The sequence below is a fragment of the Arthrobacter sp. M2012083 genome, assembly GCF_000281065.1.
Taxonomy (GTDB): Bacteria; Actinomycetota; Actinomycetes; order Actinomycetales; family Micrococcaceae; genus Arthrobacter.
The window spans coordinates 93,602-106,739 of record NZ_AKKK01000007.1; the positions used below are offsets into that span (position 1 = coordinate 93,602).

Genomic DNA, 13,138 nt, shown 5'->3' on the forward strand with positions numbered 1-13,138 from the left:
TGGGGAGGCCTCCGTCGGATCAACCCCTCTGTCAGGCGGCGTCTGCGGGCCGGAAACTGGCGCCGCCGTCGGTGGAGACAACGATTCCGTCCGGCGTTGCTGCCCAGATCCAGGGTTTCCCGTCGGCGCCTTTGACCGCCGCTATGGCCAGCACTTCACCGTCGACCCTGCCCTTCTTGGTCCATGTGGCGCCGGCGTCTGCTGAGTAATACGTGGTCCCGTCAGGGGCAACGCCTGCCGCTTCGACCGGGTTGGCGAAGGCGGCGTACTGGATCACCGGTCCGCCCTGGAGCAAGTCCCACGTTGTTCCACCATCGGTCGAGCGCTGGATTCCCTCGGTGGTGGTGCCCAGCACAGTGTCACTGTCGGGGTGCCCGGCCAGGACTGCCGGGGCGAACATTGCTGCCACGGTGTTCCAGGTTTTCCCGTCGGGGCTGCTTCGCAGCTGCCCGTCGAAGGCAACGATCCCGGATTTGGTGGTGGTCAGGGCATGGAAGTCGGACTCGCCCTGCCGTGAGAGTTTCTCCCAAGTCTGTCCTCCGTCGGTGGATTTGATCAGCCCGAGGGGATTAGGCAAGTCGGAACCCGGGCCGGGATGCCCGGAGGCGTAGAAGACGCCGTCTTGGCCGGCAGTAAAACCCATCAGATCGTTGGTGCCGCCGATCTTGCTGGCGGGCTGTTTCGTGACGTCGAACAGCCCGTCATGGGTGGCCAAAAGCACCTGGCTGGTCTCGCCGTTCACGCTCAGACCGTGGACGTGGCTGCTGGGCAGGGCCTTGTCGCTCAACTCAATGGACGGAGCAGTGGATGCCGGTGGACTGGCCGGCGCGCAGGCTGCCATGGCAAGGACGAGCGCCGCGGCCGAAAGCAGGACGCCGCGTCGCCGCGCCGCAGGGGTGAAGGAGTGCATGGGAAAGCTCCAAGGGGTGGAAGGGAAGGCGGAGAGAGGCCGGCCCCGCGCAATTGGCGGCGGGGCCGGCCCGTTAGGGGGCCTAGAGGCTGGCCAGCAGTGTCTGCATTTCCTTGATCTCGGCTTCCTGGGCGCTGACGATGTCCTTGCTCAGTTGGACAGCTGCGGGGTCTTTGCCGTCCGTGGTTTCGGTTTTGGCCATGGTCACTGCGCCCTCGTGGTGGGCGATCATCTGGGTCAGGAACAGTTTCGCGGCTTCCACACCCTGGGCGGCTTCAAGCTTGGTCATGTCTTCGGCGCCCATCATGCCGTCCATGCTGTGCCCGGTGGCCATCTGCGTCGACTCACCCCAACTCTGCAACCAGCCGGTCATCTTCTCGATCTCCGGTCCTTGCGCGTCCTTGATGCGGGTGGCCAGGGCCGTTACCTCGGCAGGAATGTCCTGCTTTTTCAGGATCATGTCGCTCATCTCCATCGCCTGGGCGTGGTGCGGAATCATCATCTGGGCGAACATCACGTCAGCGGAGTTATGAGCCCCGGCCGCGGCCGGGCTTGAAGCGCTGGAAGAGCTGCCGTGGTCCATTCCCGGCATGGACGTCCCGGAGGAACCGGAACCGCCGGACGCGCCGCAACCGGCCAGAGCGATCACTGCAGCGACAGCTGTTACGGCAACAGGCAAGAATTTTTTCGTATTCATGAAAATCAGGTCCTTCATAAAGAATTTAGGGGCGCAAAGACGCCCGCCTTAAAGGTGGTAATTTCATCAGCTACGCAACGGTCATCCCTGAAAAGGGGTGACCGGCGTCTGGAAGAACAGTCCCGGGGCGGGCCCGGGCAGACGGGACGGCTACGTTCTGCTGATGGACAACTCACCCGGTGAAGGACTGCCGGGACGGTAGGACCATGGGGCAAGAGCCGTGCTGGTTGAGGCCGCGGACTGCCCTGTAATGGAGAGCGCTTCAGTCGGCGCAGGCGCTGCCAGGCCCCCCGTCGCGACCGAGGGTATGCAGGCGACGTTTACTGAGTGTTGGCTTGAGCAGTTCCCGGAACAGGAGCACTGGGCAAAGGAAGCTGCACCACTGCTAGGGGGCAGCTCCTGCAATGCATCCTCCCTCGACGCGGCCAGATGGGCGCCGTGACCGGATGCTTGGCTCCCGGAGCCGGACAGGGCCTGCCCGGCCGTATCCGGCATGCCCGCCGAAGCCGTCACACTTGAGTGTGCCGAATGGGTGCCGGCCAGGACATGCATGCCCAGGATTCCGGCGATGATGGCAAGGACAGCGGTCAGAAGCGCGGTCGTGAGCAGGGCGGACCCGGCCATGGTGCGTTGCGTGGCCATGCTGGTCCTCCTCCCTGCGTACTTGCTGTTTCTAGGCTACCGGCACCGGCGCCCCTATTCGGCGGGACGACGGTGCCGGTTCACTGATGGCTCAACGAACCTGGGAGGGGTTCAGTTTCACCCGGCGGAGCAGCTGGGCGTTGAGGGCGACCACGATCGTTGAAAGCGACATCAGAACCGCGCCCGCAGCCGGGGACAGGACGATGCCCGCGAAGGCCAACACGCCCGCTGCCAGAGGCACGGCGATGACGTTGTACCCCGTCGCCCACACGAGGTTCTGCCACATCTTGGTGTAACTCGCCCTCGACAAATCAACCATGGACAGCACAGCCCGGGGGTCATTGCCGGCCAGGATCACCCCCGCTGACTCCATGGCCACATCGGTGCCGGCACCGATGGCGATCCCGACTTCGGCCCGGGCCAGGGCCGGAGAGTCGTTGACCCCGTCACCGACCATGGCCACTTTCAGGCCGCGGGCCTGCAACTGGGCGACCTTCTTGTCCTTATCCACGGGAAGGACTTCAGCAAAGACCTCATCGATGTTCAGTTCCGCGCCCACCGCTTTGGCCACCTGCTGCGCGTCGCCGGTGATCATGGCGACCTTGACGCCCCTGCTTTGAAGGGCGGCCACTGCCTGCCGGGATTCCGGACGGATCGCGTCCTCCAAACTGACCGCACCCAGGATCCGGTCCCCGTCGATGACGTGCAGCACGGCAGCTCCTCGGCCCATCCATTCCCGCGTGGACCTGGCCAAGGCCTCGGGTTCGGTAAGTCCCAGTTCGCGCAGCAGTGCCGGGCCGCCGACCTGGACGGTACGGCCGTCGACCGTGGCGCGTACGCCCCGGCCGGTCATGGACGTGAAACCGGTCGCCTGTGGGAGGGGCAGGCCTTTGTAGTGTGCTGCCCGGACGATGGCACGCGCCACGGGGTGTTCGCTGTCGGACTCCACCGTCGCGGCGAGGGCCAGGAGTTCATCGGTAGAACCGCCGTCGATAGTTGCGGTGTTCCTGACTTCAGGTTCGCCCTTGGTTAGGGTGCCGGTTTTGTCGAACAGGACGACGTCGATGGTGCGCATCCGCTCCAGGGCGATCCGGTTCTTGATCAGTACCCCGGCCTTGGCGGCCTGTTCCGTGGAGATCGCTATCACCAGTGGAATGGCGAGTCCGAGCGCGTGCGGGCAGGCGATCACCAGAACTGTGACGGTGCGCGTCACGGCTTCGGGCAAGCTTCCCAGGAGGACCCACGCGATGAACGTGATCACGCCGGCGATGGTGGCGAAGTAGAACAGGAACGCCGCTGCCCGATCCGCCAGGGCCTGGGCCTTGGACGAGGAGGCCTGGGCTTCGGCTACGAGCCGTTGGATGCCGGCCAACGCCGTGTCATCCCCGACGGCCGTTACACTGACCCGGACGGTATTGTCCGTGGCTACGGTTCCGGCTACTACCGGATCACCCGTAGTGCGCAGCACTGTTTTGGATTCACCGGTGATCATGGATTCATCGAACTCGGCGCGTCCGTCAACGACGGTGCCGTCGGCGGGCATCCGGGCCCCGGACCGGACCAGGACGATGTCCCCTTGCCGTAGTTCTGACACCGGGACAGTTTCGACGCCGGCGTCGGTGACGCGTTCGGCCTCATCAGGCAGCAGAGCTGCCAAAGCGTCCAAAGCACCTTGGGCCGAACCCAGCGCCCGCATTTCAATCCAGTGTCCGAGCAGCATGATGGCAACCAGCAGCGCCAGTTCCCACCAGAAGTCGAGATCGAAATTCCCGATTCTCAGGCTTGTGGCCCAGGACGCCGCGAACGCGACGGTGATGGCCATCGCGATCAGGAGCATCATCCCGGGCTGCCGGGATTTCAGTTCATTGACCCCGCCCTTGAGGAACGGCATACCTCCATAGACGAAGATCACCGTGCCCAGGACCGGAGGGATCCAGGACGAGCCCGGGAACTCCAGGGGCATGTAGCCCAAAAGGTGCCCGAACATCGGGCTGAAATACACAACCGGGACCGACAATGCCAAGGTCAGCCAGAACCTGTCTTTGAACATGGCCGTGCTGTGTCCGGCGTGTTGGCCGTGGTTGTGTACCGCGTGATCATCCCGGGCATCATGCCCGTGGGGGTGGTGCGCAGGTTCATTTTTTGCCCCGCCGGAGTGAACGGGAGTCGTTGCCTCAGGGTCAGCTTCGCCGACCTGTGACGGGTGGTGATGGTGATGGTCGTGCTCTGCCATGATGAGCTCCTCCAGGTATGGCCGCGGTTTCGTCCGGAGCGGCGCGAGCCATGTGTTTTGAACTAGCTGGTCACCTTGTATCCGGCCGAGGTGACGGCGTCCCGGACCGCGATAGCCGTGGCCGAGCCGGAAACGATCAGACGGGAGATCCCGCCGGGAACGAGGTCAACGGTCGCCGATTCAACTCCGGCCACAGCGTTCACTGCCTTTTCCACGGTGGCTTTGCAGCCACCGCAGGTCAGGCCTTCCAGGGAAAACCCGGTGCCCACGGCGGTTTGTGGTGCCGGGGCGGCTTCAGTGGAGCAGCAGCCGCAACCCGTTGAGGAGGTAGGAGTCACGGGCAGTTCGGTGCGTGATGGTGTTTGCATGTCAGTTCCATTCATTGCGGAAGATGCGATGGGTGCTGTGGTTGAACGGTTGTAAAGAGGGACCAGTCGGCCCTCCGCGACATACCACTCACTGACAACACCCAAAATATACCCCCTAGGGGTATGTTTGGCAACCCGCGTTGTAGTGGTCTTCAACACGGAGCGCTGAAGGTATTGAACCGCGGACCGGAGGAGAGCCATCCTTGAGGAAGCGCGGAACACGAAAGGAAACTCGCTGTGGATCATTCAGACCGAGGCCGAGAAACGCCGCCGTCAGTGTCCGGAGTGCTCGCGGCCCTGACGCATATCGACACCGTAGGTTTTCATGGCATCGCCACGACACTCACCGGGCCAGAGCCGGCAATCGACCGGAACTGGGCGCCCTTAATCGACAACGCGCGCACTGCTGTAGCCGTTACGGCCTGGCCCGAAGACATCCGGACCGCGGCCGATAGATTTACTGCGGCCGCCGCGGCGCTGGTCACCGTTCTGAAAAGGCGTGACATATCCGCAGTCGCGGATCCTGCGAAGGAGCTCCATATCGCCTACCATGCACTCAGTGACGCAGGCTGGAATCATCTTGCATCAACAGCAGGGATTTCCGGTGGCAGCGACCATCACGACGCCGGACATCACCACTGATTCTGCCGTTCCAGGCAGGGAGGAGACCCCGTTTTGTTTATCGGGGACAGAGGCGAGAACATGATGCGGCTGCCTGCACGCCCTGCACCAGTGAGTGTCCGCGACACCCGACCACGGGCTGGCTCACTAGCCGGCGGTTCTCATGACGGCCGCCCTTCCTTCGCGCGCTGCTCGCTTCGGGCAGGGTTTGCAGCGGTCAGGGCACGGTTATGTCCTTTGGAGTAGCAGGCTGGACGGGTTTACGGATGCCGGTTGCCTTGACAACCAACACGGCGAGAAGAGTTGTGACAGGGATGGCTAGTACCAGTCCTACGGAGCCGACCAGGGTCCGAACCACTTCCTCTGACATTTCCGCGCTTGTCAGCGCTTCTCCCAGGGGCCGGTTGTGGAGCATCACTAGAATCATGATCGGTAAAGCGGTTCCCGCGTAAGCGAACGCGATCGTGTAGACCGTGGAGGCGATGTGGTCGCGGCCGATACGCATGGCAGATGTGAAGAGGTTGCGCGCGGAAGTTCCCGGAGCGAGCTCATGGAGTTCCCACACCGAAGAGGATTGTGCGATGGTGACGTCGTTCAGCACGCCGAGTCCGGAAATGATGAGCCCGCACAGGATGATGTCTGAGATGGAGATGTTGCCCGAAATGTTGGACAGGGTCGAAGCTTCAGAGCTCCCTGCGCCCCAAAGATTTGCGGCATCCGTTGACCACGCTGCCAGTGCCGCCGTGATGGCAAGTCCGAACATGGTGCCCAGCAGGGCAGTGGATGTGCGGGCGGAAAATCCGTGGGCGAAGTACAGCATGCCGATCATGATCACCGTGGATCCCACGAGTGCCAGTAGCAGCGGGGGTTTTCCCTCCACCAACCCCGGAAGAACGAACCCGGCCAGCACGGCAAAGGCGCCTACCAGTCCGATAAGTGCCCGGAGCCCGCGCCAGCGGGCAACAGCAATCACCACCAAGGAATACAGGACGGCCAGCAGTAAGATCGGCAGCGTACGGACGAAATCAACGAAGATGTATCGGGGCGTCGCCGGGCTGTCTGCAACGCCCGAGGACGACGTCAAATCCAAGTAACTGATTTTGTCTCCGGCTCGTACACCATGGGACTTCACTACGTCCGGGTTGATGATCACCTTGACCGGGCTGCCGCCTTTATCCGGTTCGGTGAACGCAAACGTACAGTTGGAGCCCCCAGGGCTCTGGGTGTTCTGGCTCGTCCCCTGCGTACAGCTTTCCTGAATTACGCTTTGAATCTTTCCGCTCTCAAAGGTCGCACCGGGGGCACCAGAGTAGGGGCTGGTAAGGGTGATGCCTTCCCTGCTGCCCGAGGGCCACATCAGGACCATGGTGGCCAACGTCAGCAGAGTCAGAGGTACGAGGACCGCCAAGAGCAACCGATTTGCGCGCCGCCGCAGGGCCTTCGCTCGGGGCGATGGATCCGGCTCCGCATGGGAGTGGCCATGTCCAGCGCCCATCAAAAGTTCAACCTCACCCGTTGAACTTTACTGTGCAAGGCTCCCAGATACTGACCCGGCCGTTGTACCCGGGCCCCGATGATGAACGAGCATGAACAAGAACGTCCCGGAGGTGGCCGGGGAAGATGGGCGGGCAGGAGTGGTCGGTTCACCGGCTCCGTCGCTGTCTGGTGACGGCGATGATGAACGAGCATGAACAAGAACGTCCCGGAGGTGGCCGGGGAAGATGGGCGGGCAGGAGTGGTCGGTTCACCGGCTCCGTCGCTGTCTGGTGACGGCGATGAGGACGGGTCCCGCGCAGCATAGGATCATGCGTTCATGTGCGGGTCTCCGGTGCTCAGGGTCAGAGTGTTCGGGTGTCAGAGTGCGCAGCAGTCGTGCGGTGCGTCGGGGGACGGAGTCTCAGTGGTCGTGTCCGACAGCATGGAGGCTGCGATGGCCGCGCCGGCCCGGTGTGCTGCGTCGATGTCCAGGACTTCGCTGCCGGGGTGGGTTTCCAGCCAAGTACGGGCGTCCTCGCGGGAGGCGAAGTAGTGGACCTGGTTGCAGAACGAGGACCGGACCGGCCCTGTACCTTCGGGATTGACGAGGGACACGACGGCGGTGGCCGGCTGCACGGAGGTGACGGTGCCATCGGCACCCGTCGTGACCCGGATAGGGGTTCCGCTGCGCGGGGAGCTCGACTCTATGGTCGCCGCTTTCCCGATGAGGGCTGGGAAGATGAGGGTGTCCAGGGCGCACCAGGTGTAGAGCTGCTCGCCGGCCACGGTGTAGGGGTGCGGGGTGGGACGCAGTGTGAGGCCCAGGCCGAGGATGCACCCGTCGTCGTCATACTCGGTGTCCGGGACGGCGGCTAGCCCCTGCCGGACCGCGTCTTCGCTCCGTCCGCTGGCGGTGGCCAGTTCGGCGACCGTGACGGGCTCGCCTTCGGCCAGGAGCCGCAGCAACGGCACGAACAATTCAGGTTCGATCCCGGACCGTGAAGGGGACAGCAGGTAGGTGAGGGCCGGGTGGTCGGTGGTTGTCATGGGATTGGCTTTGTTGATGTTCGGGGCCCGCGCTTTCAGGCGCAGCAGGAGAGTTTGGAGACGTCGGTGGTGAAGGCTTTGCAGGCGAGTTTGATGCCCTCGGCCATGGTCAGGTACGGGCTCCACATGGCGGCGACCTGGGCGGTGGTCATGCCCGCCTCGAGGACGTAGACGCCGGCGGCAGCGAGTTCCCCGGCGTCCTTGGCCACGGCGGTGAGGCCCAGGATCCTGCCGGTGTCACGGTTGGTGACGACCTTGATGAAGCCGCGGGTGTCGCGGTTGACCAGCGCCCTCGGGACATTTTGCAGGGGCAGGATCCTGCAGTCACAGCGGATCCCGGCATCGACCGCGTCCTTCTCAGTCATTCCGACGGCGCCCACAGCCGGGCTGGTGAACGTCACCCGGGGCAGGTGCCGGTAGTCGACCTCGGCCACGGCGTCGGTGAAGGCGTTCTCCACGGCCAATGTGCCGTGAGCCGCGGCGACGTACACGAACTCCCTATGTCCGGTCACGTCCCCGGCGGCCCAGATCCGCGGGTTGGAACTGGCCAAACGCGCATCGACCACAATCTCGCCGGACGTGCCGGTCTTTACACCGACGGACCCAAGGTTCAGGCCGTCGGTGACGGGCCGGCGGCCCATGGCCACGAGCAGCCGGGCGGCCCGGAAGACTTCGTGGCCTCCGGCCACGGATGCGGTGGCGACGGCCTCGCCCGTTGACTCGTCCATGGTCACGGAATCCACAATGGCCCGCCGGACCACCCGGATCCCCTCGTCCGCGAAGACTGCGGCCAACGCCTTGGATACTTCCGGTTCCTCCTGCGAGGTCAACCGGGAGCGGACCAGCATGGTGACCCGGGTGCCGAGCCGGGAGAAGAGCTGTGCCTGCTCCAAGGCAACATAGCCCCCGCCCAGGATGAGCATTGATTCCGGGACCTGGTCCAGTTCCATCGCCGTCGTCGAGGTCAGGTAGCCGGTCTCGGCCAGTCCCGGAACGGGCGGTGCCCATGGTGCGGAGCCGGTGGCCACGAGGTAGTGTCCGGCCTCGATCGTTGTCACGGCACCGCTCGGTGAGGTGACCTGGAGCAGCGGCGCTTCCTGGCTTCCAGTGAACGCGGCGTCCCCTTCGACCATGGCCCAGTCATAGTCCGCGGCCAGATCGATGTACTTCTCCGTCCGCATGCTTTCAACAAGCGCGGCCTTGCCCCCGATGAGGGCCGGAATGTCCACGGGGCCTGTCGTGGCCATGATGCCGGGGAAACGGGCCGAGTCCAACGCCGCGTGACGGGCATCCGCGGCAGCCAGAAGCGCCTTCGACGGCACGCACCCGGTGTTCACGCACGTCCCGCCCACGGTCCCGCGCTCCACCATCACTACCCGCTTGCCCAGCCCCGTGGCACGGATCGCGGCCGCAAACGCCGCTCCACCGGACCCAATGATCGCAAGATCGAACCCCTCGTTGCCCATCCCGTCTTCCTTCCCCGTGGCTTGAAAGTTCCTATGGCACCATCATGAACCTTCCAGTACAGTGGAAGGTCAAGTCGGGCGGCCACTGAAAGAATCAGCGCACATGAGAATCGGACAGCTTGCGGAAGCAACCGGGACCACGACCAAGACCCTGCGGTTTTACGAGGAATCGGGTCTGCTCCCGCCCGCGGAGCGCATGGCCTCCGGGTACCGGGACTACACCGACGATGCTGTGGGACGGGTCGGGTTCATCCACCGCGGCCAGGCCGCCGGGCTCACCCTCGCCCAGATCGGGCAGATCCTGAGGATCCGCGAGCACGGCCAGCCGCCGTGCTCGCACGTCCGGGACCTGCTAGGCGAGCGTCTGCGGGAACTCGATGCCCAGATCGCCGAGCTCCTTGCCCTCAGGGAAACCATCTCCCAACTGCACGCCCAGGCCGCTGAACCGGAACCGGACACGTGCTCCGCTGACGAGGTCTGCCGCTACATCTAAGATCAGCAAAATCCAGGCGTCAGGAGCGCAAGGCACGGCATGGAACCAACAAAGACGGAAATCCTGGCCGGCTACATCCGTGCCAGCCATGACCTCGATGCCTGGCTGAAGAACGCCGGGGACGCGGATCTTCGGAGACGCAGCAACGGAACCCGTTGGACCAACGAGGAACTGCTCTTCCACATGGTTTTCGGCTACATGGTCGTCCGCGCCCTGCTTCCGCTGGTCCATGTCATCAGCAGGCTCCCCGAACCAGCCGGCAAAGCTTTTGCCGCGGTCCTGAATGCCGGGACACAGCCCTTCGATGTCGTGAACTACTGGGGCTCCCGCGCTGCTGCCCTCGTCTACAACAAACAGCGAATGCGCCGCAAACTAGACAAGACCATAAGCGCAATTTCCCGCAGACTCGAACGCGAGAGTTTCAAGTCCTTGGCAAGAACGATGCCATTCCCGGATCGGTGGGATCCTTTCTTCATGCCGACAATGACACTCACCGACGTCTACGCGTACCCGACACTCCACTTCGACTTCCACGCCCGGCAACTGTCCCTAAGCCAGCCTCCCCAGATAAGCCATCAAAAGCCGGACTCTGACAAGCCACCGGGACCTCCGGTTACATGACGTGAGGCGCTATGAAAACAAAACTGCTGCATTCGTTGACTGCCCCAGAGACTGAACTCGTATGCCGGATCTACCCCGTGGCAAGCGGCATGGCCGGCGTTCCGACCGTCGATCGGGTACTGGAAGCGCTGAGAAACCGTGGACTCTGACAGCCCGAACCGGTGCTCCTGTTGCGGACGGCAAATGAAGCGCCACAAACTTCACGCGCTCGGCCATGAACCCGCCTATATTTGCCGGCGATGCGCGCTGTGGATCGCCCTGCGCCCCGGACATGACTCCAAGCCAGGCACCTGAGGTCCTATTCCAGGCCTGGAGGAAACTTTCAGCTCAATGTCTCGAAACCTTTTCGTCTCAAAACACTCGGGATCCGAGATGATCGTGGCAATACAGGACTTCGAGGTTGGATGAAGGCCGAGTAGTGCCCTCACTAATGGACTAGCTGGGCGATAAGTGACGACACCTGTCGCGCACAATTAACTGACCTTTGACATGGGAAAAGTCACCCCGGGTCGTGCTGAAGCCGAGCAGAATATCTCGTCAGCGCCTTGCCCTGACGTGACCATAGGCTCCACCGTCTTCTGCTCGGAGATCATGATCCGGTACCCAGCTAACTTCGGTTCAAAAAGCGTCACACCGGGCGAGGCAGACGTCGCAAGGATGCCCTTCACGGCCTTCGGTGGCATACCCCAGGGACAGGCTCACTCATCGCGTCACGGTCCGGAATGACTTGACGAAGTCCAGTGAATGTACCCGTCCCACTTGGGCTCCGCCCAAATCCCGCCCGGAAGGGCAGCAGGGCCGGGGAAAGTCTTGACGAGCCTCGCCAAGGCAACAGCAACCGGTGGTTGCAGTGCCCGCGGAATGGACTCGTCCATGCGCCCAGCCTAAAGGACCAACGATGAGACCTGCCGCTGAGCTACCAGGTCACCGGTTGCTCAACAGCGAAACGCACGGGGGATTCGCTGTTGACCAGGTTCGCTGGTTCAGGGCTCATGACGGACATGGTGATCTGATCGATGAAGTCTTCGATGTCCGCTTCGGGAGCGCCTTCACGGGGCTCCATGGGGCCGGGCCGGCCAACTTCGAATCCGGTGATCTCTTCGTTCTCGTCCTTGCACACCAGCAAAGTTTCGTGAACTTCGTTCGCGAAACCTTCGGCAGTCTCCTGATCCGGGAAGCCCTGGATCTCCAGCTCGGCGCTCTTGTCTTCTTTCTGGACGTTCACTTTGAAACCAAGCATGCTGCTCCTTTGAGTGTTGCTGTGTCTAGTAGCGCTGCGGGTCCGGGCGTCGCATAATCTGAGCCGCGTTTCCTACGCAGACCACGCCGGAAACCATCAGGATCACGGCAGAGGCAATGAGATACCAAGTGCCGCCGGTCGTCAGGGCGCAGTAGAGGCCGTACACAAGGAAGCCAGTCCCCAAAAGCGCCCAGGTCAGCGCTGCTTTCTTCTTGTCCATGGCCTCAGCCTAAAGGACTAAGACCAGAACGGGCGTCCGCTCCGCGGCCGACTGCAAAAGCCTCTTTTTGCCTTACATGTGGCTGGGTTGTTCTCCGTACAAGGCCACTGATCGTAGCCGTCCGGGGGCCCGACCCGTCAACCCACGCAACCGGGCAATCCCGCGCGGTCGCTGCACTCCCTTATTTCGCGGGATTCCCCGGTCACTCTTCGGGGTTGACGGCCCACCCTCGACCGGCTGGACCAGTGGGGGCCTCGCACGGCGGGGCAGGAAGGAGGTGGCTACATGAGCATCGACGAAGCAATCAAGCTCGCGACTTCGGTCGTGAGCTTGATGACAGCTGTCATCGCTCTACTCTCCATGCGGAACGCGCGCTTAAAGAGCAAACGCTCCCGAGCGGCAACTCGGAAGCGGAAGCGTAAAGCGAGGAGGTAGTAGTCACACAATCCGGTGGTCGTGACCGCTTGGTTGCGGCCACCGGGCTCCTTTCTCAGGATATGGCCAACTCACCGATAAGGAAACCTCATGGATCCACTGACCATCGTGAACTTCGTTCTCTCGCTCACAGCACTGGGAGCGGCGATCCTGGCGTACCGCGCCAACACCAAAGTCCCCAAGGAAGACGGAAGCTAGACCGGACCGGGGTGGGCCTGCCAGACGGCGGGCCCGCCCCTTACTGGGCCAGGGCGCCCAGACCTGCCCACACGAACCACACCAGCAGCCCCAGAAACGATAAGACGGCGAAGATAAGCCCGCGACGTTTCCGACGGAGGTTTAGATCAGGACCGTAGTTATTCCTGTCTCTGCCACCGTGCCGGTACTTCGGCAAATCGCTCATGCATCCTCCAGCTGCCCAGTAAGAGCGCTTCGAGCCGTCCGGTTTAGGACCCACAGTCAGTCTCACCTTCTGACATCTTCACCGTACCAACCAACCCAGCCTGACAAGAGTCAGGAGAGAGCATGCTCGCAGGGCTCGCACCCCTTTGGGCGTCCACTCCGCTTCGCTCCGTGGCCGGCCGTTGGGCCCGGTCCCGACGTCGCAGAGCTCCGCCGTGCCCGGTCCTGTGTGTCTACGACGTTTTTTGGCTGCTGTCCTTCGGATTC

Annotated in this window: 14 protein-coding genes; 3 read left to right on the forward strand and 11 right to left on the reverse strand. The window is 63.2% G+C overall.

The window, feature by feature from the left end; all coding sequences use genetic code 11:
- Positions 1 to 31: 31 nt before the first annotated feature.
- The 5 genes from A477_RS0105080 to A477_RS0105100 form a co-directional block, all read right to left on the reverse strand.
- Positions 32 to 910 carry a F510_1955 family glycosylhydrolase gene (locus tag A477_RS0105080; protein WP_017197943.1) on the reverse strand — a complete coding sequence of 293 codons (879 nt, stop codon included), beginning with the start codon at positions 908 to 910 and terminating at the stop codon, positions 32 to 34.
- An 82-nt stretch (positions 911 to 992) separates the two neighbouring features.
- On the reverse strand, positions 993 to 1,607 hold the full coding sequence (locus A477_RS0105085) for a DUF305 domain-containing protein (protein WP_192811977.1): 615 nt from the start codon (positions 1,605 to 1,607) through the stop codon (positions 993 to 995).
- A gap of 150 nt (positions 1,608 to 1,757) precedes the next feature.
- Positions 1,758 to 2,249: a DUF6153 family protein gene (locus tag A477_RS0105090; protein ID WP_017197945.1), complete on the reverse strand. Its 492-nt coding sequence runs from the start codon at positions 2,247 to 2,249 to the stop codon at positions 1,758 to 1,760.
- 91 nt (positions 2,250 to 2,340) lie between these two features.
- Positions 2,341 to 4,482 (reverse strand): copper-translocating P-type ATPase, encoded by a 2,142-nt coding sequence (locus A477_RS0105095; RefSeq protein ID WP_017197946.1) that lies wholly within the window; start codon positions 4,480 to 4,482, stop codon positions 2,341 to 2,343.
- Between the two features lie 62 nt (positions 4,483 to 4,544).
- The gene (locus A477_RS0105100; protein WP_017197947.1) at positions 4,545 to 4,850 is read right to left on the reverse strand and encodes a heavy-metal-associated domain-containing protein; all 306 of its coding nucleotides are present in this window, start codon (positions 4,848 to 4,850) and stop codon (positions 4,545 to 4,547) included.
- Between the two features lie 237 nt (positions 4,851 to 5,087).
- On the opposite strand from A477_RS0105100, the gene A477_RS0105105 reads away from it, so the two are divergent.
- Positions 5,088 to 5,492 (forward strand): hypothetical protein, encoded by a 405-nt coding sequence (locus A477_RS0105105; protein WP_017197948.1) that lies wholly within the window; start codon positions 5,088 to 5,090, stop codon positions 5,490 to 5,492.
- Positions 5,493 to 5,688: 196 nt separating this feature from the next.
- Here the strand turns inward: A477_RS0105105 and A477_RS0105110 are convergent, their stop codons facing one another.
- The 3 genes from A477_RS0105110 to merA all read right to left on the reverse strand — a co-directional run bounded on the left by A477_RS0105110 (position 5,689) and on the right by merA (position 9,460).
- Complete coding sequence (locus A477_RS0105110) at positions 5,689 to 6,966, reverse strand: YibE/F family protein (protein ID WP_017197949.1); 1,278 nt, start codon at positions 6,964 to 6,966, stop codon at positions 5,689 to 5,691.
- A gap of 359 nt (positions 6,967 to 7,325) precedes the next feature.
- Entirely contained in the window at positions 7,326 to 7,994 is a 669-nt protein-coding gene (gene merB / locus A477_RS0105125) for an organomercurial lyase MerB (RefSeq protein WP_017197952.1), read from the reverse strand.
- A gap of 35 nt (positions 7,995 to 8,029) precedes the next feature.
- Positions 8,030 to 9,460: a mercury(II) reductase gene (merA, locus tag A477_RS0105130; protein ID WP_017197953.1), complete on the reverse strand. Its 1,431-nt coding sequence runs from the start codon at positions 9,458 to 9,460 to the stop codon at positions 8,030 to 8,032.
- Between the two features lie 103 nt (positions 9,461 to 9,563).
- Between merA and A477_RS0105135 the strand changes: the two genes are divergently transcribed.
- The gene (locus tag A477_RS0105135; RefSeq protein WP_017197954.1) at positions 9,564 to 9,953 is read left to right on the forward strand and encodes a heavy metal-responsive transcriptional regulator; all 390 of its coding nucleotides are present in this window, start codon (positions 9,564 to 9,566) and stop codon (positions 9,951 to 9,953) included.
- A 39-nt stretch (positions 9,954 to 9,992) separates the two neighbouring features.
- On the forward strand, positions 9,993 to 10,574 hold the full coding sequence (locus A477_RS22060) for a DinB family protein (protein WP_017197955.1): 582 nt from the start codon (positions 9,993 to 9,995) through the stop codon (positions 10,572 to 10,574).
- A gap of 916 nt (positions 10,575 to 11,490) precedes the next feature.
- On the opposite strand, the gene A477_RS0105150 is transcribed toward A477_RS22060, so the two are convergent.
- The 3 genes from A477_RS0105150 to A477_RS23260 all read right to left on the reverse strand — a co-directional run bounded on the left by A477_RS0105150 (position 11,491) and on the right by A477_RS23260 (position 12,872).
- Positions 11,491 to 11,814 carry a hypothetical protein gene (locus A477_RS0105150; RefSeq protein ID WP_017197957.1) on the reverse strand — a complete coding sequence of 108 codons (324 nt, stop codon included), beginning with the start codon at positions 11,812 to 11,814 and terminating at the stop codon, positions 11,491 to 11,493.
- Positions 11,815 to 11,839: 25 nt separating this feature from the next.
- Positions 11,840 to 12,034 (reverse strand): hypothetical protein, encoded by a 195-nt coding sequence (locus A477_RS0105155; protein ID WP_017197958.1) that lies wholly within the window; start codon positions 12,032 to 12,034, stop codon positions 11,840 to 11,842.
- Between the two features lie 673 nt (positions 12,035 to 12,707).
- On the reverse strand, positions 12,708 to 12,872 hold the full coding sequence (locus tag A477_RS23260; protein ID WP_017197961.1) for a hypothetical protein: 165 nt from the start codon (positions 12,870 to 12,872) through the stop codon (positions 12,708 to 12,710).
- Positions 12,873 to 13,138: the final 266 nt, after the last annotated feature.